At 69.2% G+C, this 24,000-nt stretch carries 18 protein-coding genes; 10 read left to right on the top strand and 8 right to left on the bottom strand.

Annotation, left to right across the window (positions count from 1 at the left end; genetic code table 11):
• Positions 1 to 22: 22 nt before the first annotated feature.
• Both ACIHAX_RS04675 and ACIHAX_RS04670 read right to left on the bottom strand, forming a co-directional pair.
• Entirely contained in the window at positions 23 to 1,480 is a 1,458-nt protein-coding gene (locus ACIHAX_RS04675) for a flavin-containing monooxygenase (protein WP_397275823.1), read from the bottom strand.
• A gap of 112 nt (positions 1,481 to 1,592) precedes the next feature.
• Complete coding sequence (locus ACIHAX_RS04670; RefSeq protein ID WP_355070678.1) at positions 1,593 to 1,949, bottom strand: hypothetical protein; 357 nt, start codon at positions 1,947 to 1,949, stop codon at positions 1,593 to 1,595.
• Between the two features lie 299 nt (positions 1,950 to 2,248).
• On the opposite strand from ACIHAX_RS04670, the gene ACIHAX_RS04665 reads away from it, so the two are divergent.
• Positions 2,249 to 2,638, top strand: coding sequence for an RICIN domain-containing protein (locus ACIHAX_RS04665; protein ID WP_364425776.1), 390 nt, complete (start codon positions 2,249 to 2,251; stop codon positions 2,636 to 2,638).
• Between the two features lie 25 nt (positions 2,639 to 2,663).
• Here ACIHAX_RS04665 and ACIHAX_RS04660 read toward each other — a convergent pair whose 3' ends face one another.
• Together ACIHAX_RS04660 and ACIHAX_RS04655 are read right to left on the bottom strand one after the other, a co-directional pair.
• The gene (locus ACIHAX_RS04660; protein WP_397275820.1) at positions 2,664 to 3,524 is read right to left on the bottom strand and encodes a TIGR03619 family F420-dependent LLM class oxidoreductase; all 861 of its coding nucleotides are present in this window, start codon (positions 3,522 to 3,524) and stop codon (positions 2,664 to 2,666) included.
• A gap of 167 nt (positions 3,525 to 3,691) precedes the next feature.
• Positions 3,692 to 4,513 carry a TIGR03619 family F420-dependent LLM class oxidoreductase gene (locus ACIHAX_RS04655; RefSeq protein WP_364425772.1) on the bottom strand — a complete coding sequence of 274 codons (822 nt, stop codon included), beginning with the start codon at positions 4,511 to 4,513 and terminating at the stop codon, positions 3,692 to 3,694.
• Between the two features lie 67 nt (positions 4,514 to 4,580).
• On the opposite strand from ACIHAX_RS04655, the gene ACIHAX_RS04650 reads away from it, so the two are divergent.
• On the top strand, positions 4,581 to 4,985 hold the full coding sequence (locus tag ACIHAX_RS04650; protein ID WP_364425770.1) for a MerR family transcriptional regulator: 405 nt from the start codon (positions 4,581 to 4,583) through the stop codon (positions 4,983 to 4,985).
• Between the two features lie 264 nt (positions 4,986 to 5,249).
• Here ACIHAX_RS04650 and ACIHAX_RS04645 read toward each other — a convergent pair whose 3' ends face one another.
• The 4 genes from ACIHAX_RS04645 to ACIHAX_RS04630 all read right to left on the bottom strand — a co-directional run bounded on the left by ACIHAX_RS04645 (position 5,250) and on the right by ACIHAX_RS04630 (position 8,738).
• The gene (locus ACIHAX_RS04645; RefSeq protein WP_397275817.1) at positions 5,250 to 6,227 is read right to left on the bottom strand and encodes an NAD-dependent epimerase/dehydratase family protein; all 978 of its coding nucleotides are present in this window, start codon (positions 6,225 to 6,227) and stop codon (positions 5,250 to 5,252) included.
• Between the two features lie 39 nt (positions 6,228 to 6,266).
• Positions 6,267 to 6,413, bottom strand: a complete 147-nt coding sequence (locus ACIHAX_RS04640; RefSeq protein WP_355070689.1) for a hypothetical protein — start codon at positions 6,411 to 6,413, stop codon at positions 6,267 to 6,269.
• A gap of 166 nt (positions 6,414 to 6,579) precedes the next feature.
• Positions 6,580 to 7,602, bottom strand: coding sequence for a zinc-dependent alcohol dehydrogenase family protein (locus ACIHAX_RS04635; protein ID WP_364425767.1), 1,023 nt, complete (start codon positions 7,600 to 7,602; stop codon positions 6,580 to 6,582).
• A gap of 452 nt (positions 7,603 to 8,054) precedes the next feature.
• On the bottom strand, positions 8,055 to 8,738 hold the full coding sequence (locus ACIHAX_RS04630; protein ID WP_397275815.1) for a hypothetical protein: 684 nt from the start codon (positions 8,736 to 8,738) through the stop codon (positions 8,055 to 8,057).
• A gap of 794 nt (positions 8,739 to 9,532) precedes the next feature.
• On the opposite strand from ACIHAX_RS04630, the gene ACIHAX_RS04625 reads away from it, so the two are divergent.
• From ACIHAX_RS04625 to ACIHAX_RS04590, 8 genes are read left to right on the top strand one after another with little or no spacing between them, the layout of a single operon-like run.
• On the top strand, positions 9,533 to 9,802 hold the full coding sequence (locus ACIHAX_RS04625) for an acyl carrier protein (RefSeq protein WP_355070694.1): 270 nt from the start codon (positions 9,533 to 9,535) through the stop codon (positions 9,800 to 9,802).
• A complete protein-coding gene (locus ACIHAX_RS04620; protein ID WP_397275812.1) occupies positions 9,799 to 15,714 on the top strand; it encodes an aminotransferase class III-fold pyridoxal phosphate-dependent enzyme in 5,916 nt (1,971 codons plus the stop codon). Before ACIHAX_RS04625 ends, ACIHAX_RS04620 begins: the two co-directional genes overlap by 4 nt.
• Complete coding sequence (locus tag ACIHAX_RS04615) at positions 15,711 to 16,568, top strand: hypothetical protein (RefSeq protein WP_355070698.1); 858 nt, start codon at positions 15,711 to 15,713, stop codon at positions 16,566 to 16,568. The genes ACIHAX_RS04620 and ACIHAX_RS04615 overlap by 4 nt, the downstream gene beginning before the upstream one ends.
• Complete coding sequence (locus ACIHAX_RS04610; protein ID WP_355070700.1) at positions 16,565 to 16,819, top strand: acyl carrier protein; 255 nt, start codon at positions 16,565 to 16,567, stop codon at positions 16,817 to 16,819. Before ACIHAX_RS04615 ends, ACIHAX_RS04610 begins: the two co-directional genes overlap by 4 nt.
• Positions 16,816 to 18,564, top strand: a complete 1,749-nt coding sequence (locus ACIHAX_RS04605) for an AMP-binding protein (RefSeq protein ID WP_397275810.1) — start codon at positions 16,816 to 16,818, stop codon at positions 18,562 to 18,564. The genes ACIHAX_RS04610 and ACIHAX_RS04605 overlap by 4 nt, the downstream gene beginning before the upstream one ends.
• The gene (locus ACIHAX_RS04600; RefSeq protein ID WP_397275808.1) at positions 18,561 to 19,970 is read left to right on the top strand and encodes a cytochrome P450; all 1,410 of its coding nucleotides are present in this window, start codon (positions 18,561 to 18,563) and stop codon (positions 19,968 to 19,970) included. Before ACIHAX_RS04605 ends, ACIHAX_RS04600 begins: the two co-directional genes overlap by 4 nt.
• Positions 19,967 to 22,711, top strand: a complete 2,745-nt coding sequence (locus ACIHAX_RS04595) for a PEP/pyruvate-binding domain-containing protein (RefSeq protein WP_397275806.1) — start codon at positions 19,967 to 19,969, stop codon at positions 22,709 to 22,711. The genes ACIHAX_RS04600 and ACIHAX_RS04595 overlap by 4 nt, the downstream gene beginning before the upstream one ends.
• Positions 22,708 to 24,000: a pyridoxal phosphate-dependent aminotransferase family protein gene (locus tag ACIHAX_RS04590; protein WP_356961765.1), complete on the top strand. Its 1,293-nt coding sequence runs from the start codon at positions 22,708 to 22,710 to the stop codon at positions 23,998 to 24,000. The genes ACIHAX_RS04595 and ACIHAX_RS04590 overlap by 4 nt, the downstream gene beginning before the upstream one ends.

Here is a 24,000-nt window from a genome sequence, read left to right as displayed (position 1 = left end):
TTGTTGCCGCAGAGAGGCCGCGTCAAGAGACGCGCCTCAGGTCGTAGTCGGCGAAGTCGACCTTGCGCGTATGCCACCGATAGCTGGTGACGGTGCCCGGCCAGTTGTTGGTGATTCGCCCGGCCGCGTTGCGATACCAGCTCGAGCAGAAGTTCCACGGTGTGCGGTCGAGCCGCTGCTGCAGCCTGCGATCGAACCGGGCCTCGACATCGGGGCGCACTTCGAGCACGTGGCCGGGCCGCTCGGCGAGACGCTGGACGGCCTGGCGGATATAGCGGGCCTGGGATTCGATCATGTAGACGATCGAACCGACGCCGAGGTTGGTGTTGGGGCCGTAGACGAGGAACAGGTTCGGGTAACCGGGAACCGTGATGCCTCGGTAGGCCCGGGCCCCCTGCGACCACTCGTCGGCCAGCTTGCGGCCGCCCCGGCCGGATATCCGCATCGGCCAAAGGAATTCGGTGCCCTTGAAGCCCGTGCCGTAGACCACCGCGTCCACCTCGTGCAGCGCGCCGTCGGCGGTGCGCACGCCCTCCGGGGTGATCTCGGCGATCGCGGTGGTCTCCACCGTCACGTTGGAGCGGGTGAGCGCGGGCAGGTAGTCGTTGGAGAACAGCGCTCGCTTGCAGCCGGCCGGATAGTCGGGGGTCAGCGCGGCCCGCAGGTCCGGGTCCGCCACCTGGCGCTTCAGCTGCCGCAGGCCGATCCGCGTCACCAGCTTGCGGATGACCGGCACGTCGACGATGCCCAGCGCGAGGAACTCGCAGAACAGCCAGAACGCGAACCGCTCGGTCAGGCGGGTGATCGGCAGCAGCCGGAAGGCGCGATGATGCCAGGCTTTGTACTCGACGTCCGGTTTCGGCATGATCCACGCGGCCGAACGCTGGAACAGCGTCAACTGCGCCACCGAGGGCGCGATCGCGGGCACGAACTGGACCGCGCTCGCGCCGGTGCCGATGACCGCCACCCGCTTGCCGGTCAGGTCGGCTTCGTGATCCCACTCGGCGGAGTGGAAGGCCGTGCCGCGGAAGGTCTCCACGCCGGGGATGTTCGGCAGCGCGGGCCGCGAGAGTTGCCCGACCGCGGAGATCAGCACATCGCAGGTCAGCTCGACCCCGTCGGCGGTGCGCACGGTCCACCGTCCGGTCGCGTCGTCGAACTCGGCCTCGGTGACCTCGGCGCGGAAGCGGATCTTGGGCAGCAGATCGTGCTCGCGAGCGATCCCGCGCAGGTAGGCGAGGATGTCCGGCTGCCGGGAGAACCGCTTCGGCCAGTCGGTGCGCGGCGCGTAGGAGTAGGAATACAGCGGCGAGGGGATGTCGCAGCCCGCGCCGGGGTAGGTGTTCTCCCGCCAGACGCCGCCGACGTCCTCGGCCCGCTCCAGGATCTGGAAATCGTGCAGGCCCGCACGCTGGAGTTCCATCGCCATGCCGAGCCCCCCGAAACCGGTGCCGATGATGACGATCGAAGGTGTGCTCATGACGACAACGCTATGACCTGGACAAAGACCGATGCCAAACACCTGAGGTCAGAAAATCCATACTTTCGGCCAAATATCGCAGCGCCTTCATCGCCCCGCCTGATCGCCCCGCCTATTGGAAGGAGCTCACGTTGTTCACCTGGTTCGCCTGCGTGTACCCGCTCAGCACGTACTCGCAGCTGAAACCGCCGGAACTGTCCCAGGTGATCGGGGTCGACTCGGTGCCGACATCGGTGATCCACAGGATGTAGATCTCGTGCCCCGCCTCGTACTCGGAGCTGGTCTGTCCGGGGGCGAGAATGAACAGCGATTTGGGCTGGTCCCATTCCTGCCGGTAGACCGAAACGTACACGTCCGTGTCGTTGTACAGCTTGTACCAGCCGGGCGAACTCTTCTGGGCGGGCGGCTGCTCGGTAGGTGCGGACAAAGACACGATCTTCCGCTTGGCTCCCATGCCGGTATCGGTCATCGGTCGTCTCCCTTCAGGTCGTGCGCTCGACAGCAATCGATGGCGCGAACCTCGTTCGCCCGGTGCAGCATATGAATTCGCGGCCGTGCGTTCCCTCACCTCTTTCGGATGAATTACTCCCGCATCGAGGAGCGGAGACGGCGATCTGGATACAGCTGCGGGAATCCGCTCCGATGTGGAGCCGTTTCTGCTGTACTTGCTGTCTGCGATTCGCCTTGGACGACGACTACGAGATCAGCGCAGCGTCACGGGCGGTGTCGAGCCCGGTAGCGGTGCGCTCACACAGTGAGGACGAGACCATGGCCGAAAAGACTGCCACGACTTACCAGATCATCAACTACGAGACGGGCCAAGCACTCGCGGTCGACGGCACCGCGGACAGCGTGACCATGCGCCAGCGTGCCGCCGACGACGACGCGCAGCTGTGGACCTGTCCGGCCAACCCCGAAGAGGGCGATTTCGACATCGTCAACAAGAAAACGGGCGGCCATCTCGCGGCGATCCGTGCGAATGGGCACCTGGTGTGCAGCGAGGAGCATTACGGCTGGGACCTGCCGGATTTCCCGGAGATTTCTCCGATCGCGACCAGCGACGACGAATTCGTCATCGGGGTGATCGTGAACAATCGACCGCAGCTGTTGATCAACCGGGAAAGCGACCGGGAGAAGTGGATTTTCCGGAAGGTGTGAGCGTTCGCGGATCGGCTGCCGCCTGCTACTTCGATGCGAGACCGAACCGTTCGGCGAATTCCGACATCTTGTCGTGCTGTTCTTCGGCGCTCGCCGTGGTCAGGTTGACCACGATCCGGGTCACGCCGTGTTCTTCGAGTTGCCCGACCTGCTCGGCCGACAGATCGGCCGAGCCCCAGCGCGTGTACTCCAAGGCGGCCGGGTCACGGCCCGCTTCCGCGGCCGCCTTGCGCGCCACCTCGATCTGCAGATCGCGCTCGGCCTCCTCCAGCATTCCGCCCGCGAAGTAGCCGTTGCCGCGCAGTCCGGCGCGGCGGGCGGCAGCCCGGCTCGATCCGCCCACGTGGATCGGAAGTCCGGCCACCTCGAGCGGCTTCGGGTAACTGCAGAGAGCGTCGAAGTCGAAGAACTCGCCGTGATAGCCGACGCCGTCGGGACCGCCCGACCACAGCAGGCGCAGCACGTCGATCGCCTCGTCGGCGCGGCGGCCGCGGGTGTGGAAGTCCACCCCCACCGCCTGCGCCTCGCCGGGCAGGGCCCCGATTCCGACGGTGAGCAGCCGCATGCGGCCCTTGGACAAGACATCGATGGTGGCCAGGCGCTTGGCGAGCACCACGGGGTGGCGATACGGCAGCAACAGGACACCGGTGCCCAGCAGCAGTCGTCGCGTGGCCGCGGCGACGAAACCCAGACAGTCGAGTGGATCGAAGTAGGGCAGTGTCGCGGGCAGTTCTCCAGCGCCGTAGGACGCGCCGGGGTACAACGCGATGTGATCCTGCACGTACAGGGCCTCGAAACCACATTCCTCGGCATGCTGGGCAAACCTGATGAGCCGATCGGGGTCGGTCCCGTTGAACGGCGTGCTGTAGCTGATCGCGAATTTCACAGACGTCCCTTCGTATGCGCGTCGGCGCGAATCCAGCGGCGGAGCATCTCGGATGGAGAGCGGAGCCGGTGTGAGCCCGCATCGCCGTACTCGCGATCTCCGCACCACACCGGCGTCGTCACGGTAAACCTTGCCGTCGATGTCAAGGCAAGTCGAGCATGGCGGGATCAAACCAGGTGCCGGTCGGCTACCTTCGCGATCTCGTCGAGGGCGTGCAGTGTTTCCGATTCCGGAAGGGTCGGCAGGCCGAAGAGCAACCGCTGCACTCCGGCCTCGGCATAGCCCTCGATCAGGGCAGGATCCGTCGCGACGAATGCGACCGTGACCGGCAGGTCGTGCCCGTGGAGCCGGGACAGCTGAGCGGGGATTTCGGCGGGATCGGTCACAGCGGCAGGGATCCAGCCGACACCGTGGCGGATCGCGCGTTCGGCCGCTGCCTCCGCGCCGCCGAGGAAGATCGGCGGATGCGGCTGCTGCACGGGTTTCGGCCAGGCGTACATCGGCTCGAAATCCAGGAACCGGCCGTGGAATTCGGCGAGTTCGTCGGTCCAGATCGCCCGGATGGCGGCGAGTTGCTCGTCCAGCAGTGCGCCGCGGGTGCGTGGATCGGTGCCGTGATCGGCCATCTCCTCGCGATTCCAGCCCGTGCCGACGCCGAAGACGAAGCGTCCGCCGGAGATCAGGTCGAGCGTCGCGACCTCCTTGGCGGTGTGGATGACGTCGCGCTGGATCAGCAGGGTCACGCCGGTTCCGAGGATCAGCCGCTCGGTGACGGCCGCGACGGCGGCGAGCGCGACGAACGGATCCACCGCGCGGTAGTACGGCCGCGGCAGCTCGCCGCCGCCCGGGGCGGGGGACCTGCGGCTCGCGGGGATATGGGAGTGCTCGGCCAAGAACATCGACTCGAACCCCCGCTCCTCCAGTGCCACACCGAGTTTCGGACCGCTGATGCCTTCGTCGGTGACGAAGGTGGTGATGCCTATCTTCATGAGCCCTATGCTCGAACCTTCACATCTATGTGATGGTCAACCCGGGTCGGTATGAGGTGGAACACATATGCGTATCGGAGAATTGTCCGAGCGAACCGGCACGTCTCGGCGATTGCTGCGCTACTACGAAGAGCAGGGCTTGATCGCGGCGCAGCGCTGTGGCAACGGTTATCGCACCTACGACGAGCGTTTGGTGGACCGCGTTCGCCAGATCCGGGGACTGCTCGACGCCGGCCTGCCCACCCGCATCATCAAACAGATCCTGCCCTGCCTCGACCAGCCTTGCTCCATCATGTTCGACGAGGCGACGCCGGAAATGCTCACCCTGCTCGAGGACGAACTGACCCGCATGTCCCGGCGCATCGACTGCCTCACCCGCAACCGGGAGGCCATCGCCGAATACCTCGACGCCGTGCGTACCCATACGAGTCGCCAACAGCGGCGGCGGGATCTGCATCTGACCGAATCCTGAGTCGCCGAGGCGTATTCGGACCACTTATGCGGGCCGGACGCATGGCGACGGAGGCGCCCGCCACGGCGCCGCATTGCTCCGCTCGACTCGTCCGCCGCAGCCCGTCCGCCGCAACCCGTCGTCCAGCAGCATCGGTCCTCGAAAGTCATGCAGCGTCAGGGGTCGCGCAACGTCGCCATCCGGGCCTGCCGTGCGGAACTGATCCACTGCGGTAGTCGGTCCTGCTACTGAGTGTCGATCCGCGGCAGGCGGATTGCATCCGGGTCAGCGGGCGGCCGCGAGCGCCGCGAGGGTTTCGGCCGATGTGTACGCCGGTTTCCAGCCGAGATGCTGCTTCGCGCGGTTGGTGTCCATGACGACGGGGGTGCGCACGATGTGCAGCCACTCGAGGGTGGCGGGCACGAAGGGGAGATAGGTGAGGGCCGTCGAGGTCGCCGTGGCGGCGAAGGCGGGGACGCGCACCGGTCTGCCGCCCAGCGCGGTCACCACGTCGGACAGGCTGAGGGTGCCGTCGCCCGCGATGTTGTACGCGCCGGGCGGAGCGTCCGCGGTGGCGGCCAGTGCGATGGCGGTGGCCACGTCGTCGTGGTGGACGAGTTGCAGGGGGTGTCCAGGGTCGGGAACGATCGGCTTGAACAGCGGATTCGCGCGGGCCAGAGCGCGCAGCGGGCCGGGAAGTTTCGCCCACGGCAGGTCGTGCAGGGCCGGTGCCTTCGGACCCGCCACGATGCACGGCCGCAGCACGAACACCTCGAGGTCGGAGCCCGCCGTGATCTCGGTGAGCGCGGCTTCGCAGGCGGCCTTCTGCTGGGAGTAGTAGTGCTCGGTCGAGCCCTCGGGCGGCACGTCCTCGGTGAGGGGCGAAGGATTGTCCAGGTGGTAGCCGTAGGCGGCGACCGAGGAGGTGTAGACGAGGCGGCGGGCTCGTTCGGCGGCCACCGTCGCCTCGAAGACGTTGCGGGTGCCCTCGAGATTGACGCGTGCGCTGTCCTGCCGCGAGCCCATGATCACGAATGCCAGGTGGATCACCACCTCTGCGTCGGCGACCAAGTCGTCCACGGCGGCCCGGTCGAGGATGTCGCCGCGCCGGTACTCGGTCTTCGTCCAGCCGTGCGCGGCGGGGTCGAAGGGGCGGCGGGCCATGCCGAGGATCCGGCCCACCGCCGGGTCGCGTTCGAGTGTGGTGACAGCGGAGATGCCGATCTCGCCGGTCGGTCCGGTGACGGCGACGGTAATACCCATGGAGCATGAATTCCCCTGCCACCATGGGCGAAACGGTGCTCAGTCGGGCGGCTCCACCGCGCCCGCCTCCTCGTTGCGGTCTTCGTCCCGCGGGGTTTCGTAGGTTTCGAGGTCCAGGTCGTCGGGGTGGGAGGTATCGGTCTGGTCGCCCAGTTCGGGTGCCTTCTTGTTTCCGGGTTCGGTCACGTCCGTGGCCTACCCACCGATGTCGTCTTCACGCGCGGTGCGGTATCGGAATCCGCCCGAAAGCTTCGGGTCGCCGTACGGCCGGCGCCGAGGAAGCGCATCCTCTCCGCACACCACCAGCGCGGTGCCGTCGATCCCGAGCAAGCATCGCGCGCGGCCCGAGGTGTCAGAGGGTGAGTAGGACCTTCGTGGCGCGGCGCTGGTCCATCGCGCGGTAGCCTTCGGCGGCTTCGTCGAGGGGCAGGGTGCGGTCGAAGACCTCGCCGGGATGGATGTCGCCGCGGAGGATGAGGTCGATCAATTCGGGCAGGAAGCGGCGCACAGGCGCGGGTCCGCCGTGCAGGTGCACACCGGAGAAGAACAGTTCCATGCCGTCGAGCGCGACATCGTGGCTCACCCCGACATAACCGACGTGTCCGCCGGGGCGCGTCGACCGGATGGCCTGTTCCATCGATTCCTGGGTCCCGACGGCTTCGACGACCGAGTGCGCGCCCAGGCCGCCGGTGAGTTCCTTGATCCGGGCCACACCGGCGTCACCGCGCTCGGCGACGATATCGGTGGCGCCGAACTTGCGGGCCAAAGCCTGGCGGTCGGCGTGGCGGCTCATGACGACGACGCGGTCCGCGCCCAGCTGCCCGGCGGCCAGCACGGCCAGCAACCCGACCGCGCCGTCCCCGACGACCGCGACGGTCTTGCCGGGACCCGCCTCGGCGGCCACGGCGGCGAACCACCCGGTGCCGAGCACGTCGGACGCCGCGAGCAGGTGCGGGATCTGCTCGGGCGTGGGGGTGGCGGGGACCACGACGAGGGTGCCGTCGGCCAGCGGGATCCGGGCTTGCTCGGCCTGGGTGCCGATCATGCCGATCGGTACGTTGTGCACGCAGCGGCTCTGATAGCCGGCGCGGCAGATCTCGCAGGTGTTGTCGGAGGCGAAGAAGGAACCGACGACGAAGTCGCCGACTTTCAGGGTGCTCACTTCCGGCCCGATCTCGGTGACCACGCCGATGTATTCGTGGCCCATCGGGGTGGGTCCCCTCAGCTTCTCGATGCCGCGGTAGGGCCACAGGTCCGACCCGCAGATACAGGTCGCGGCGATGCGGATGACCGCGTCGGTGGGCTCCACGATCCTCGGGTCCTCCCGCTGCTCGACGCGCACGTCACCGGGGGCGTGCATGACGACTCCGCGCATGATTCGGTCCTCCTTCACAAACGATGTCCGTTGTCGATCGGCTCGGCGCCGGGATACCGCTGACGGCTCGGCTCACACCTCGGCGACCAGATGCCGTTGTCGAAGTGGGAATGCCCGGTCGACCCCCGATCGGGCCGGTCTCCCGCCGGGCCGAACGTCGTGTCCCCGGACTGCGCCGCTCCGAAGTGGCCGCGCCGGCCGGGGCGACCTCGCCCGGCGCCGCCGATGCCGTCCCGACCTCCAGCCGGCCCGCGGGTCGAGCCCACTTGCCCCGGCGTGCTCGGTCCTCCTGACCGTTCGGGGCCCACTGCCGGTGTCACGATCTCGTCCGGCCGGTCCGTCGATGTCCGCCCATCGTCGCGGTCGTGCGCATGCGCCGCCGGGGCCGAAGATAGATAGGCCCCAGCCTGATCGGCGCGATTATCGCCGGATCACCGGCGCGATCCGCATATTCAGCGCTCGCAGGTGATTTCGCCGACCGCTGTTCGGGTGCGTGCGTAAGTGACGACTTCGTCCGCGTAGGCCGAGGCGTCCGGTCCCGTGGTGCACTGTTGGAAGCGGCGTATGGCCTCGTCGAGGCGCGGTCCTGGTCCGCGGTCGGCGAGGAGGACGACGATCGCTTCCCAGGTCCGGATGCCCGGATCGGGTTGGGACGACAACTCGTCGAGGTAGTGATCGGCTTCCAGCAGCCGTAGCGCTCTGCGGGCGTAGGCGTGCACGCGGCGGGGAAGTTGGCCGCGGATGGCGTCGATGTCGGATTGCAACGCCTGCTGGCCCGTCTGCGCTGGGTCGAGCCGCAGGATCCACGGCGTGGTCAGTTCATCGGACAGCGAGCGAGTGTCGATCAGGTTGGGGCCGCTGGCCGATTCCAGCGGTACATGGGGCAGGCCCAGTCGTGTGTTGCGCCAGTTGCAGTACTCCCACCACGGGGTGGGGGTGGCCTTCAAGGTCAGCCCGAAGCCGAGGACCTGTTGTCCGTCGGTCCATGTGCGGGTCACGCGGGTACGGCCGACGGACGCGACGCCGCGCGTCTCGACTCGTGTCCAGTTGGGCTCGACGCCATGGAACCCGTACGGCTGTAGCAGTTTTCCTGTTTCGCGCAGAAGGCGGCGCAGTGCCGTATCGGGGTTGACCATGCCCGGCAGATTAATCGCGACATCCGACACGACGGCAGCCCACCGGGACTGCCCTCGGTATGAACCGCCCTAGAGGGCGCGTGAGCCGATTGTGGTCGGTCACAGCATTTACGCATACTACCGGCTGGTAATGAGAGGCGTCACACGCCGGTGGCGGTCCAGGAGTTAGCTGGTCTCCAGATGGGTGAAACGCGTTGGCGGGCAGCGTAAAAACGTCGTTACGTGACTGCGTGTTCCGGCCGCGATGCGGTAAGGGGAGTTCGCGTGTTAAATACCGATAGGTTGGTATTTATTCCCGTTTGTCCAGTGGATGAATGCCACATGAACTGCACAGTTTCCAAAAGCGGGCACTTTATTGTGTCGAGCGGTGACAGGTGACGTAAATCCACCGCACTCGCCTGCTGTCAAATCGTCTGGGACAGTGCGTTTCCCGGCCTGGTTCCCGTGGTGCGTGGCTTTGTTTCCGGAAACATAGTCGGGGAAGTTGTCTGAAAAATTGCCTTCCGGCGAAACATGCTTTTCTGCAACGGGTTCCCAATTGCAGCCCGCATAGTGCGGGTGTACAGATTGTGAGAACGCGGGACGGTGTCGTGGCACGCCGCACGGGTAAGACGAGCGGCGAGAATCGGCAGTCCCGTTCGCGGATATCGGAGGGCAAGTGGGCGCGGAATCTGCGGGTGCGAAAACCCGCGATGAACTGTGTATATCCGGTTTCGAACGGCCCGAGGGCCGTCGATCGGCACAGATGTTCCGCGCCGGTGGAAAGGTCTGGCGCGCGATGAAGGAGGCGCTGAATGAATGAATTCGATGCCCTGACCGAACGAGTTCTCACGATGTTCTCGCGTGGTCTGCACGTGGTCGAAATAGCACCGGACACGCCGTTGCTGGATTATGGCTTGGACTCGGTTCGGTCGGTGGAGTTGGTGATCGAGCTGGAGCGGGAGTTCGGCATCGCGATCTCCGACGAGGAGGCGGCCATGCTGCATACCGCGCGCGATGTGATCGCGTGCGTTGCGGCGAAGACGACTCGTACGCGGCACACCCGGGCCGAGGCGCGCGCGTGACCACGGGCGCGGGGTGGCAGGAACAATTGCCGCGCACCGGATCCGACTCGTTCGGCGATTTCGCCGACTACAACCGACCCGGCCTGGCCGGATTGCTGCGAGCCTGCCACCTGGACGTGATGTACACCGCCGCGGAGGGCGACCATCTCGTCCGCGCGGACGGGACCCGGGTGCTGGATCTCGTCGGCGGTTTCGGCGCGGCACTGTTCGGTCACAACCATCCGGCGCTGGTACGTGCCGCGACCGCGACATTGAACCAGCAAGTGCCATTCGTGGCGCAGGGCAGTGTCCGGCCCGGCGCCGCGCGGTTGGCGCGGCGGCTGTCCGAGTCGGTCGGTGCGTCTACCGGCCGGGAGTACGTGGTGACATTGGGTTCCACCGGAGCCGACGCGGTCGAGGCGGCGATCCGGCACGCCGCGGTCGCGCACGCGCGCGCCCTGAGCGAACTGGACGCCGAGCTACGGCGGACGCTGCGCCGGCTGCGCCGCGACCGCCTGCACGATGTGCGCCCATCCGCGCCCGCCGGGGACGCCGAGCCGCGGACCGCCGCGGTCGTGCTCACCGAATCGCTGGGCCGGATCGCGCGGCTGCGTGAGCGCGGACCGGTGTTCGTCTCGCTCGCGGGCGCGTTCCACGGAAAGAGCGCCGGCGCCTTCGCGCTGACCGAACAGGCCGATACCCCGGCCGACCTGGTGGTGCCCGGCCCGCCGCGGTGGCGGCTCGACACCTGGGCGCCGGACGAGGTGGCGGACGCGTTCGCCGACGAGCTGTGCACCGTGGGTGTCATCGGCTTCGGCGCCGACGGCGCGCCCGTGCGGACGTGGCGGCGGTTGTCGCCCGTCGCGGCGGTGTTCGCCGAGCCCGTCCAAGGCGAAGGCGGTGTGCGGGAGGTTCCCGCCGAGACCCTGCGCGCCTTGCGGGAACTCGCGGATCGGCACGCCGCGGCGCTGGTCTTCGACGAGATCCAGTGCGGCATGGGCCGGACCGGCACGTTCCTGGCGTCGGCTCCCTCGGGTGTGCGCGCGGACTACTACCTGATGTCGAAATCGCTCGGCGGCGGACTGGTGAAGATCGCCGCGCTGCTGGTGGACCGCGCGCATGCCGTGTCCGACTTCGGTCGCTACCACACCTCCACCTTCGCCGACGACGAGCTGTCGGCGACGGTCGCCGACGCGGCACTGGACCTGTTGCGCGACAACCAACTCCGGATCAGCGATGCGGGAGCGCGATTGCGGTCGCAGTTGGACGAGGTGGCCCGCCGCTGGCCGCGAGAGATCGTGGCGGTGCGTGGGCGCGGGCTCCTGCAGGGCGTGCAGCTGCGGGCGCCGGAGCCGGAATCGGCGCTGCTGCGCGAGATCTGCGCGCCCGACATGTTCGGCTACGTGGTCGCCGGATACCTCCTGCACCGGCACGCGATCCGCATGCTGCCCACCCTCTCGGCACCGACCACCCTGCGCGTCCAGCCCTCGGCGTTCGTCACCCAAGGCGACATGGCGCGGCTGGCGGCGGCGCTGGACGACGTCGCGGCGCTGCTGCACCGTGGGCGATACGACGTGCTGCTGGCGCACCTGGCCGCTCCCGTCACCACGAAGCCCACGGTGACGGAGCGGGCTCCGTTGCCACGGCGCGCCGATATCCCGCCGGCGCGCGACCCGCACGCGCCGACCAAGGTGGCGTTCCTGGCGAACCTGCCCGAGACGGCCGACCTGCGCAGGCTCGCCCCCGAGCTGGAATGCTGGAGCGACTCGGAATTCGCCGCCTTGCTCGAACGTCTGCGCCCCGTCGCCGATCCCTTCGAACTGACCAGGCGGACGATCTCCTCGCCCACCGGCGCCGAGACCGAGATGATGGTGTTCGCGCTGCCGCTGACCGCCGAACAGATCGTGGCGCATCAGCGTGCCGGCGAGCGGACCCACGTGCGCGAACTGGTGTGGCACGCGGTAGAGCAGGCGATCGCGGCCGGAGCCACGGTGATCGGGCTCGGCGGCTACACCTCGATCGTCACCGATGCCGCACGCGAGGTGACGGAGGACACCGTTACGGTCACCTCCGGCAATTCGCTCACCGCGGCCTGCGCCTACGAGGTGCTCAGCGCCGAACTGGCCGCGCTGCCGTCGGGGCAGCGGCGGGTCGGCATCCTCGGCGCACTCGGCAACATCGGCTCGGTCATGGCCGAACTGCTCGCTCCGCTGGCCGATTCGCTGGTCCTGGTGGGCAGGCCGGGCGCGGGGACGCGCTTGCGCCGGGTGGCCGCCGGACTGCCCGGCGAGGTGGTCGTGAGCGAGGACCTGGCCGCACTGCGTGACTGCCGGGTAGTCGTGACCGCCACCAACTCGGCGCAGCCGCTGATCACCGCGCGACATCTCGCCGCGCACCACCCGGTGCTCGTCTGCGATCTGGCCGTACCTGGCGACGTGGACCCGGCGGTCGCCGAGCATCCGCATCTCACCCTGGTCGACGGCGGCCGCATGGCGCTGCCGCTCGGCCAGACCCCGTCCCTACCCGAAACCGGGTTGCCCGCCGGAATCGTCTACGCGTGCATGGCCGAGACGCTGCTGCTCGGCTTCGAGCCGCGCACCGCGAGCCCGTCCTACGGCGCGCTCACCGTGGCCGGTGTCCGCGCGGCACGAAGTCTGGCCGCGCGCCACGACCTGCGCCCGGTTCTGCTGCCGACAGGAGCCACCACCGTGATCACTCCGACTACCGCGTCCGCCCCGATGTTCCTGGGGGCGGCCGACTTCGCCCCCGCTCGGGCGGGCGGCAAGGCCGCCACTCTGCACGAGTTGCTGACCGACGGATTCGCCGTCCCAGCCGGTTTCGTCGTGCCCGCTGATCTGGACCTCGACGGCGTCGGCGACGACGATCTGTCCGGCTGGGTGCGGGCCATCGGCGGGTTCCCGGTGGCCGTGCGCTCCAGTGGCGTCCTCGAGGATCTCGACGACGCCAGCTTCGCGGGCCAGTACGAGTCCTATCTGGACGTCGCGGACGCGGACGCGCTGCGGACGCACATCGAACGGTGCCGCGCCTCGGTACGCAACGAGCGGGTGCGGGCGTATCTGTCCCGCCGCGGCATGGCCGACGCCGAGGCGACGGTGGCCGTCCTGGTGCAGCGCATGGTCGAGGCACGTTGCGCCGGAGTCGGTTTCAGCATCGATGTGCTCACCGGCATCGAGGAGCACGCGGTGCTGGAGGCCTGTCATGGCGTGGGCGAGCGATTGGTCTCCGGGCAGGTCACCCCCACTCGCTACACACTGCGGCTGTCCGACGGCGGCGTGGTCGCGCGCGAGGCTGGCGAGGAGGACGTCCGTCTCGACGGCGCCGACACCGAAGCACTGGCGGCGCTATTGCTGGCGGTGCAGGCCCGCAGGCATCGGCCGCAGGACATCGAATGGGCGATCGATGGCGACGGCGCACTGTGGCTGCTGCAGTCGCGAGCGGTCACCGCGATCAGCTGGCGCACCGACATCGACCAGTTCTCCGATGCGGACCTGCGCGACGGCGGCGTCTCGGCCCGGGTGTGCACACCCATGATGTTCTCGCTGTACGACAACGCCTTCCAGTACTCGATGCAGCGGTTCTTCGAGGGGCTGGGCCTGGCCGCGGCGGGCGAAGAGCCGGACTGGATGGCGATGTACTACGGCCGGGCCTACTGGAACGTGAGCGCGGTGAAGCAGTGCTTCCAGCGCATACCCGGCTTCGACGAACAGCACTTCGACGACGACCTGGGCGTCCTCAACGAGTACGGCCCCGAGGGGCCGATCCGCACGCCGAACACGCCGCTGACCATCGCCCGCGCGCTGCCCGTCGCGCTGGCGGTGCAGCGCAGCTATCGCGAACAGCTCGCCGCCGTCGACGCGTTCGCCGCGGGCTGGCCCGCCAAGTACGCGGCGTGGCGCGAGCGGGTGCGCGCGCTGCCCCGGACCGACCAGGCGACCTTCGCCGCCGACCTCGCCGACTGCCTGCTCACCCTGCACGCGACGACCGAGCGCACCTACTTCACGACGATCTATCACAACTCGAGCGTGCAGACCGACTTCAAACAACTGCTGGACAAGGTCGACGCGGCCACCGGCGCGACCAGCTCCGCCATCGACCTGATGGGTGGTCTCGCCGAGATCAGCCACATGGCGCTGCAACGCGGAATCGTCGAATTACACCGTGTCGCACAAGAATTCGGCATGGACAGCCCGGAGTGGGAGGTGGCGCTCGCGGCCTTCCTCGCCGAGCAGGGCTTCCACGCCGACGCCGAACTCGACCTCACCTGCCCGCGCTGGTCGGAGGACCCGCAGCGGGTGCGATCAATGATCGCGGTGATGCTCGAACACGGCACCGCGCCTGCCGACCCGGCGGCCACGCTGGTGGAGCAGCGCAAGCGCTACGAGTCCGAATCGGCGGCGGTCCGAGCCCGGGTTCGGGCTCGTCCGACGACACGGGTGCGCTACGCCAAGGCGCTGGACAAGCAGATCGAGCGGATGCGCCGCTACCTCGTGGCCAGGGAACGGATGCGGGAATTCTCGTCGCAGTGCTACGCCGTCGTGCGCGCCTACGTGGTGGAGGCCGGCACGCGCTTGACCGCCGCCGGCGCGCTCGAGCACGCCGACGACGCGTTCCAGCTGACCATCCACGAGCTCACCGACTTGGTCGCGGGCCGCGCGGACGCGGCGGACCTCGCGCCCGTGATCGCCTACCGCCGTGCGATGTACGCGGCCTATCGCGATCTCACACCGCCGCACGAACTCGGTGGCGGGGTGACCGTGGCCGCGGTGCGCGCCGTCGCCGACGGCGACCTCTCGGGCCTCGGATGCAGTCCCGGTGTCGCCGAGGGCACGGCGCGGGTGATCACCGCGCTCACCGACCTCGACCAATTGCGCGACGGCGACATCCTCGTCACGAGATTCACCGACCCGGGTTGGACTCCCGCGCTGGGCTTGGTGGCGGGTGTGGTGACCGAGGTGGGGGGCATGCTGTCGCACGCCGCCGTGATCGGACGCGAGTACGGCATCCCCGCCGTACTGAACGTGGCGGGCGCGACGAGTGTCGTGCGATCGGGTCAGCGGATCCGAATCGACGGCAGCGCGGGAGTGGTGCGGATCCTGGACGCGGACTCCGTCACGGCCCCCGTGGGCGGCGCACCGTCCGCGGATCACCGGCGAGCGGACGTCGCCGCTCGCGCGCGACCGGAGGAAGACTCGCCGCCGCCCCCCGCTCTCCCCGAAACCGCCACGCAGGTGGCAGATCCTGTCGCATCACCTCGCGTGACGCGCGGCTCCGGAAAGGACACGACACTGACCGCACGTAAACGCCTGATCTGTCTCGCGGGCGGTGACGGCTCGGGCAAGACCACCCAGGTGGCGAGGATCGCCGCGGAATTCGAGGCGCAGGGCCACAGTGTCGCGGCGGTGACGATCTGGGACGCCTTCCTCGACCCGAAGGTCTCCTCGAAACTCCCTTGGGGGAGTCCCGCGGAGATCTACGGCTACCTCCAGATGCTCACCCCGCTCAGCCGCGCGCACTTCCTGTTCCACGCCATGCAGCTGGCACTGGACCTGGCCGCCGAGCGTGGCGCGGACATCGTGCTCGCGAACGCGTATTGGTACAAGTACTACGCCACCGAAGTCGCCCACGGCGGTGACCCGGCCGTCCTGCGCAGCCTGGCGGCGGGGTTCCCGGAACCCGATCGCACCTTCTACCTCGCGGTGCGGCCGCAGGACGCGCTGAGCCGCAAACGGTTGCGCAGCGACTACGAGAGCGGCTACGGCGACGAGGAGTCGTTCCTGGCCTTCCAGCAGCGCAGCCACGAGGCGCTCGACGCGCTGTCGGACGAGTTGGGCTGGATCCGGCTCGACGGCACTGCGGCGCAGGCCGAGATCACCAGCGCGGTGCTGACCCAATTGCGCGAGGACGACCGATGAGCGGCTCGTACACCCGCCGGGTGGCCCTGGTCGGCATCGACGGCGCGGGCAAGTCCTCGGTGCTGGCCGCGCTCCGCGCGCTGGCGGTGCGGACCGACGCCGGTGGGTTCGCGTCGATGACCTGCCCCGATTTCCACGACACCCGCGACGTTCCGCTCGCCGATCTGTCCCGGCAGCTGCGGGCCTTCAGCGTCGGCTGTGACGAGATCGGCGACGTCGCGATGAAGGCCACCGCGATGTACCTGCAGATGACCCTGTTCGGGCCGGTGGAACAGCACTTCCTGCGCACCTGGGAACCGGATGTGCTGGTCTGCGAACGGCATCCGCTGATCGAACTGCTCGTCTACGGTCCGCTGTACGTGGCGCTGGCGGGCACGGACGGGCGCTGCCGCGCGCGACAGGACGAGATCGCGGCGGTGCTCGAACGGCATCGACCGGGCACGTTCGCCGACATCCTCGCATGGCAGCACGCCCAGGCCGAACGGCTGGGCAGCTCGCCGGACCCGTGGCTGCTGCTGTCGGAGATCGCGGAATTGGTCGGTCGCGACATCGCCGGCGCGGTATCCGGCTTCGGCGAACGGTTTCGCACCACGCTGCCGGACGCGGTGCTGTGGCTCGACGCACCGCCCGGGCAGGCCGCGGCCCGCTGTGCGCGGCGGTCGGCACACGGGCCCGTCGAGGCCCATGAGACCGCCGAGCGGCTGACCACCCTGCGCTCGGGATACGAGCGGGTGCGCGAGACCCTCGCGACCGCGTTCCCGGAAGTGGCGTTTCACCGCATCGACACCGCCGACGACGTCGACCTCGAGGAATCGGTGCGCGCCTGCGTGACGGAAGGGAAGTTGCTCGGATGAGTGCACGTGACGACATCGGCTCGGCGGACCTGGAGGCGCGGGTCCGCGCGATCGTCGGCGAGGTGCTGTGGGTGCCCGCGACCGATCTGGATCCGGCGGCGCCGCTGATCGACTACGGACTCGATTCGCCGACCGCCATCGAACTGACCATTCAGCTCGAACAGGAGTTCTCCGTGAGCATTCCGGAAGACGTCGCCGTCCGGCTGACCACGGTCGCGACGATCGTGCGCTATGTCGAGGACCAGCCATGACCGCGTCATCAGGGACACTGCGCCCGCAACACCCGAGCATCGTGCACGCGCTGCTGTCCGGCGGCGACCGAGGTACGGCGGCGGCGTCGACGGTGATCCTGGCCGAGCGCGCCGCTGCCCGGCGGGACGACGAAATCCGCTGGCGCCACGATGATCTGGTGAGCGCTGCGGGCCGCGCCGCGGCGGGCCTGGCCGCCGACGGCGTGCGCAGGGGCGACCGCGTGTTGCTGTGCCTGCCCACCTCGGCGGAGTTCGTCACGGCCTTCTTCGGCGCACTGTCGCTCGGCGCGGTGCCCACCGCCATCGCCACGCCGGGCGGCTTCGGGGCCGCCGAAATCTTCCTGGACCGGTTCACCCGGCTGCTGGCCTATCTGGAACCGGCGGCCGTGGTGAGCACTCCGGCGGTGCTCACCACGTTGCCAGTGCCCGCGTCGGTGGCGACAATCGACGCGTCGGCACTGCATGCGCTGGCAGGCACACCGGGCGCTCCCGCGCTCGCGCCCCACTTGCCCGCACCGGAGGATCTGGCGTTCATCCAAGCCACCTCCGGCTCGACCGGCACGCCCAAGGGGGTTCAGGTCACCCACGCGAATCTGGCCGCCAACTGCGAGCAGATCGCCCGCGCCGCCGCGATCGGACCCGGCGACACCTGGGTGGGCTGGCTGCCGCTGCACCACGACATGGGCCTGATCGGCGGGTTTCTCACACCGCTGTTCCGTGGCATCGACGCGGTGCTGATCCCGCCCAACCGGTTTCTGCGCCACCCGGCCGATTGGCTGCGTGCGGTGCACAGGCATCGCGGAACTGTCACCGCCGCACCGAATTTCGCCTACGGATACGCCGCCGCCCGCATCGCCGACGGTGAACTCGACGGAGTGGATCTGTCCGCATGGCGGTTCCTGTTCTGCGGCGCCGAACCGATCCATCCGCCCACGGTGCGGCGGTTCGTCGACCGGTTCGGCCGCTGGGGGCTGCCTCCCGACGCGCTCGTACCGTGCTACGGCTTGGCCGAGGCGTCGCTCGCGGTGACGGTGTCCGATCCGCGGGCGCCGATCGCGTTCGACTCGGTCTCCCGGCGCGGACTGGCCGAAGACGGCGTCGCGGTGGATGTCCCGGCCGGTGACGGCGACGCGCTCGACATCGTCGACTGCGGAGCGCCCGTGACGGGCACCGAAGTCCGCGTGGTGGACGAGAACGGAACGCCGTGCGGCGCGAATCTGGTCGGCCGGGTGCAATTCCGTGGGCCGTCCACCACGCCGGGCTATTTCCGGCTGCCCGAAGTCACCGCCGCCACCCGGACGCAGGGCTGGTGGGACACCGGGGACATCGGCTACCTGCGCGACGGGCGGTTGCGGATCACCGGGCGACGCAAAGACCTGATCATCATCCGCGGCGCGAACTACCTGCCCACCGACTTCGAGATCGCCGCCGAGCAGGTGCCGGGAGTGCGGCCGGGCGGCGCGGTCGCGCTGGGACGAACCGATGCCGACGCCGGATCGGAAGAGTTGCACCTGATCGTCGAATCCGCCGTGGCGCGGACGGAGCACGACGCGCTGGCCCGTGCGGTACGCGCCGCGGTGAGCAAACGCACCGGCGTGCTGGCGGCCGGTGTGCGGATCGTCGCGCCGCGCGGCATCCCGAAGACCACCAGCGGCAAAGTCCAGCGTGCCGCGGCGCGGCGCCTGCTGGACGGCGACGCGGACGAACTGGTCGGCGCCGTGCGCGGGGGAGACGTGGCGCGGTGACACCGACGACCGGGACCGGCGAGCGTCGCCTCGACGGCCCGTCCACCAGGCATCCCTTGGGCGTCTACGCCCGGTACCGGACCGACCCGCTCGGTCTGTTCTACGAGTCCGCGCTCCACTACGGCAGTGTCCGGCTGCGCCTGGCGCACCAGCACGTGCACCTGCTGGTCGAACCCGAGCACATCGAGCAGGTGTTGGTCACCCGTGCGGGGCGCTACGAGAAGGGGATCAGCTACCGAAGCCTGAACCATTTGCTCGGTCCCGGCTTGCTGACCAGCGGCGGCGAGCTGTGGAAACGTCAGCGCGCCCTGATCAAACCGGCTTTCACGCGCCGTCATGTGGAGTCCGAGATCCCGCTGATGGTCGAGTGCGGACAGCGGATGCGCACCCGCTTGGACGCCCGCGCCGCCGACGGCGCGGCCTTCGACCTGGTGCCCGAGCTGATGGGATTCGCCGCCGACGTGGTGTGCCGCGCGGTACTCGGCGCGGACCTCGACGGCGTGCTTCCGCAGATCGAAGACGATGTGCGCCAGGGCGTTTCGTGGGTCATGCGGCATATGGCCGCGCCGATCCAGCTGCCGCCGCGGCTCCCGACTCCGGGTAACCGGCGGCTGTGGGAAGTGCGACGCCGGTTGCACCACGTGGTCGACGAGGTGATCGGCAGGCACCGGCGAACCGACGACGACGCCGGGTCACTGCTCGCCCGGCTGCTCACCGCCCGCGACGACGCGGGACACGCGATGGACGACGCGCAGCTGCGGCACGAGGTGCTGACCTTCTTGCTCGCCGGTCACGAAACCACCGGAGCGGCGCTGGCCTGGACGATCTACGAACTGGGCCGCAACCCCGCCGTGCTCGACCGGGTGCGCGCCGAGATCGACGCGCTGCCGGACGCGCCGGACGACCCGGACGCCGTGCGGGCCGCGCTGCCCCGGCTGGAGTACACCGGCCGCGTGATCGATGAGGCGATGCGCCTGCATCCGCCGGCTTGGGCGTTCAGCCGTACCGCGCTCGAGCCGGACCATTTCGACCGGTTCGACCTGCGACCCGGTGCGATCGTCGTGATCAGCCCGTTCGTCAACCATCGCCTGCCCCGGTTCTGGGACGCGCCGCTGACCTTCGATCCCGACCGGTTCACCAAGGAGCGGAACCGGGCGCGTCCGCCGTTCCGGTACTTCCCCTTCGGCTGGGGCGCGCATCTGTGCGTCGGCCAGCAGATGGCGCTGATCGAGATCCGGGTGGGTCTGGCGATGGTGCTGTCGCGCTACGACATCGAATTGGTGAACGGGATGCGGGTGCGCGAGCACCCGGAGATCTCCAACACCCCCGACCCGGTCCTGGTGCGGTTGACCCGGCGCGAGCGCGCCGTCCCGGCGACCCGGACCAGACAGGAGGCCGCACGATGACCAGTGCCACCACCGGCGCGATACTGCGCGCCGAAACCCTCGCGGCGGACCCGGCGGCCGCGGCGCACGCCGGAGCCAAGGCCGCCAACCTCGCCAGACTGCAGGCCGCCGGATATCGCGTGCCCCCGTTCGCCGTCCTGGGCACCGATACGTGCGCGCGGCTGCTGGCTCCGTCCGCCGACGCCATCGCGGGACTGCTCGCCGAACTCGATCCGGACGACCCGGCCGCCTTGCGGTCGGTGTCGTCCCGGATCCGCGCTCTCGTCGAGGGATGCCCCCTGCCCGGCGATATCGCCGCCGAACTCGACACCGTGGTCGCCGAACTGGCCGCCGGTCCGGCCGCCGCGGGCGAGGTGCGCTTCGCCGTGCGATCGTCGGTGCGCGGGGAGGATTCGGCGACCGACTCCTTCGCCGGACAGCTCGACACCGTGCTGAACGTCGGGGCCGCTGATCTGCCCGCCGCGATCGGGACGGTACTCGCCTCCGCGTGGTCGGAGCGCACGCTGTTCTACCGGGCGCGCCGCGGTCTCGACAATGCGCCGGTCGCCTGCGCCGTGGTGGTGCAAGTACTGCTCGACAGCGCCGTCTCAGGGGTGGTGTTCAGCTGCAATCCGCGCAGCGGTGATCCCTCCGAAGCCGTGGTCGCGGCCGCGCTCGGGCTGGGCGAAGGCGTGGTGGCGGGCACGGTGGACTGCGATACCTACTTCGTCGACCGCGGCACCGGCGCCATCACCTCACGGGTGGTCGCCGACAAGCGCAGCCGGGTCGCACCCGCGCCGCACGGCGCGGGGACCACGGTCGAAGAACTCGCCGACCCGCTGACCGCGGCTGCGCTGTCGGACACGGAGATCCAGGAGTTGGCCGAGGTGGCGGGCGCACTCGCGGACCGCTTCGGGGCACCGCAGGATGTCGAGTTCGCCTACACGCCGGACGGGCGGTTGCACCTGCTGCAGGCGAGACCGGTCACGGCGACCGGCGCACGCGAGACGGTCTTCGACAACGTCAATGTCGCGGAGTCGTATCCGGGACTGTCGAGCCCGCTGACGTTCTCGGTGCTGCGTACCGCCTATGAGCGGGTCTTCCGCACGTGTCACCGCGATTTCGGCGCCACCGCGCGGATCGTCGAGCGCAACGCCGCCGATCTGTATCCGTACCTGGTCGGCACCGCGCGCGGCCGGATCTACTACAACATCAGCAACTGGTACCGCCTGTTCCTCGAGATCCCCGGCATGGAATTCGCCATCGAAGGCTGGGAGGCCGCGCTCAATATCGAGAACCGATACCAGCGACCGCCTGCGCCTGCCCGTGGTATCGCCCGGCTGCGCGCGATCGCGCTGCGCCTGCGTGTGTTCGCGATCATCCTGCTCGGCTGGCTGCGACTGCCGCGGCGACTGCGCGCGTTCTTCACGGCGCTGGCGGCGGCAACCACAGACCTCGAACGCAGGCTGGACGAGGATCGGCCGGAGCGCGACCGCGACGCACACGCGTTGCTGGCGTGGACCGAACGCTTCTTCGACGAACTCGTGCCCGCCTACTCGGTGCAGATCTTCAACGATTTCCTCGCCCAGCAGATGTTCCATGTGGTCGGACTGCAGTTGCGCCGAGCCGGCCTCGCCGAGGAAGCGGCGCTCACCCTGCGCAACGAACTGTTCTGCGGCGAGGACGGTGTCGACAGCGTCGATCCGGTGCGGTCGGCACTGGCACTGGCCGCGCGGGTGCGCGCCGACTCGGCGCTGCGTGCGCTGTTCGACGGTCCTTCCACCGCGCAGCAAGTGTGGGCGTCCCTGTCGGAAGACCGGTTCGCGACCTTCCGCGCGGCGTGCCTGCGCCACATCGCCGAGTTCGGCGACCGCACGGTGGACGAACTCAAGCTGGAGACCGATCCGCTCGGCGAGCACCCCGAACGACTGGTGCCCATGCTGCGGAATTACCTGCGTGGCGGGCAGAACGCCGATGACATGATCGCGCGTGAGCGGGCGATCCGGCGTGCGGCCGAGCGGACGGCGACCGAGCTGTTCGCAGGTGAAGGCGTGCGGCGGTGGGTTTTCCGGCTCGCGCTTCGGCTCGCCCGCGAACACGTGAAGCAGCGCGAGAACATGCGGCTGGGCCGCAGCCGCGCCTTCGGTCTGCTCAAGCGGGTGTTCCGGGAGTACGGCAGGCGACTGCACGCCGACGGCCTGGTGGGCGATCCGCGCGACGTCTTCTGGCTCACCTACGAGGAGATCGCGGCCCTCACCCGCGGAACGGCGGTGGACACCGACATCACGCGTACCGTCGCCCTCCGCAAGGCGGATTACGACCGCTGGCAGGCTCAGCGCCTGCCCTCCCGCATCGTCACGACCGGGATCGCCGCGTCGGGGATCAGCGATCCGGCACTGGAGCAACCGGGCCCGGACGCTGCCGAGGGAGCGCGCGTGCTGCACGGAATCGGTTGCGCCCCAGGTCGCGTCGAGGCTCCCGCGCTGGTCCTGGACACCCCGGATCCGGACGTCGCGATCGATGGGCAGATCCTCGTCGCCGCGACCACCGACCCGGGCTGGGTGTTCCTCATGGTCGCCGCGGGCGGCCTGGTCAGCGAACGAGGCAGCCTGCTCTCCCACACCGCCATCATCGGACGCGAACTCGGCATCCCCACGGTCGTCGGCGTGCCCGGAGTCACCCGCCTGATCGGAAACGGTGACGTCCTGGTGCTGGACGGCCGCGCGGGAACCGTGACCCTCGGGCAGGAGCGACGACCATGACCGCACCCGATCTGGCCCACGGCGAGAATTTCAGCCTGGAGCACTATCTCGACCCAGCCGCGCACACGTTCGACCAGCGCTTCGCGGAATTCCGGCCCTACGCGCAGCACGCTCGCGGCAGCGGGTTCGTGTTGCGAGAAGTGGCCGGGCCGTCCGGCGCGGTCGTCCCGGTGCGCGATCCGGCGACCGGCGCGACCGACGAGCTGATCATGCTCGGGTCCAACAACTACCTCGGCCTGGGCAACGAGCCGAGCATCGTCGAGGCCGCCATCGCCGCCATTCGCGAATATGGCGTGGGACACGGCGGCCCGCCCTTGCTCAACGGCACCACCACTTTGCATCGGCGACTCGAGGAACGGCTGGCCGAACTGAAGGGCTGCGAGTCGGCCATGGTCTTCTCCTCGGGCTACGCCGCCAATGTCGGCTGGGTGACCGGTCTGCTGCGCAGAGGCGATGTGCTGCTCTACGACGAACAGAACCATGCCAGCCTGTACGACGGCATCCAGCTCGGCCGGGTGCGCTCGATGGCCTTCGCGCACAACGATGTACGCCAGCTGCGCCACCGGCTGATGCAGATCCGCTGGCGCAATCCAGGGGCGAACGTGGTGGTGGCCGTCGAGGGCGTGTACTCGATGGACGGCGACATCGCACCGCTGCCGGAGATCCGAGCGCTGTGCGACGCCTTCGGCGCGTGGCTGGCGGTGGACGACGCGCACGGCACCGGAGTACTCGGCGCGCGCGGGCACGGCACCGCCGAGCATTTCGGGCTCGGTCCGGGATCGGTGGAGCTGACCATGGGCACGTTCTCGAAGGTCTTCGCGGGCACCGGCGGCTTCGTCACCGGGTCGCGAGACCTGGTGGACACGCTGCGCTTCTTCGCCCGCTCCTACATGTTCTCCGCCGCGCTCGCCCCCTCGGTGGTCGCGGCGGTGCTCGCCGGAATCGACTTCCTGGCCGCGCATCCCGAACGCGTGGCGCGACTGCACGACAACGTCGGCTACTTCGTGCGCGGGCTGCGCGCGATGGGTTTCGCCGTCGACCCGCAGACCGCGATCATCCCGCTGCTCGTACCACAGCGTCTCGCCGTCGCCGACGTGGTCACCGCTCTGCATCGGGAGGGTGTGTTCGTCAACGGCGTCGAATTCCCGGCCGTGCCCCGCGACCAGCAGCGCCTGCGGATCAGCATGATGGCCACCCTCACCCGCGACCACCTCGACCGCGCACTGGACCGCATCGACACCGTCGCCCGCCGCTTCGGCTTCCATCCCGAACAGGAAGGGATCGCTTGA

The organism is Nocardia sp. NPDC051929 (genome assembly GCF_044548645.1).
Lineage (GTDB): Bacteria > Actinomycetota > Actinomycetes > Mycobacteriales > Mycobacteriaceae > Nocardia > Nocardia sichangensis.
The sequence above is the reverse complement of the archived record's forward strand: the minus strand, read 5'-3'. Positions and strand labels throughout refer to the sequence as shown.

Excerpts from the sequence above, each read along its gene's own strand:
- ACIHAX_RS04595 (WP_397275806.1), top strand. The coding sequence starts at position 19,967 with ATGACCAGTGCCACCACCGGCGCGATACTGCGCGCCGAAACCCTCGCG.
- ACIHAX_RS04625 (WP_355070694.1), top strand. The coding sequence starts at position 9,533 with ATGAATGAATTCGATGCCCTGACCGAACGAGTTCTCACGATGTTCTCG.
- ACIHAX_RS04615 (WP_355070698.1), top strand. The coding sequence starts at position 15,711 with ATGAGCGGCTCGTACACCCGCCGGGTGGCCCTGGTCGGCATCGACGGC.
- ACIHAX_RS04630 (WP_397275815.1), bottom strand. The coding sequence starts at position 8,738 with ATGGTCAACCCCGATACGGCACTGCGCCGCCTTCTGCGCGAAACAGGA.
- ACIHAX_RS04590 (WP_356961765.1), top strand. The coding sequence starts at position 22,708 with ATGACCGCACCCGATCTGGCCCACGGCGAGAATTTCAGCCTGGAGCAC.
- ACIHAX_RS04650 (WP_364425770.1), top strand. The coding sequence starts at position 4,581 with ATGCGTATCGGAGAATTGTCCGAGCGAACCGGCACGTCTCGGCGATTG.
- ACIHAX_RS04635 (WP_364425767.1), bottom strand. The coding sequence starts at position 7,602 with ATGCGCGGAGTCGTCATGCACGCCCCCGGTGACGTGCGCGTCGAGCAG.
- ACIHAX_RS04675 (WP_397275823.1), bottom strand. The coding sequence starts at position 1,480 with ATGAGCACACCTTCGATCGTCATCATCGGCACCGGTTTCGGGGGGCTC.
- ACIHAX_RS04655 (WP_364425772.1), bottom strand. The coding sequence starts at position 4,513 with ATGAAGATAGGCATCACCACCTTCGTCACCGACGAAGGCATCAGCGGT.
- ACIHAX_RS04670 (WP_355070678.1), bottom strand. The coding sequence starts at position 1,949 with ATGACCGATACCGGCATGGGAGCCAAGCGGAAGATCGTGTCTTTGTCC.
- ACIHAX_RS04610 (WP_355070700.1), top strand. The coding sequence starts at position 16,565 with ATGAGTGCACGTGACGACATCGGCTCGGCGGACCTGGAGGCGCGGGTC.
- ACIHAX_RS04645 (WP_397275817.1), bottom strand. The coding sequence starts at position 6,227 with ATGGGTATTACCGTCGCCGTCACCGGACCGACCGGCGAGATCGGCATC.
- ACIHAX_RS04605 (WP_397275810.1), top strand. The coding sequence starts at position 16,816 with ATGACCGCGTCATCAGGGACACTGCGCCCGCAACACCCGAGCATCGTG.
- ACIHAX_RS04665 (WP_364425776.1), top strand. The coding sequence starts at position 2,249 with ATGGCCGAAAAGACTGCCACGACTTACCAGATCATCAACTACGAGACG.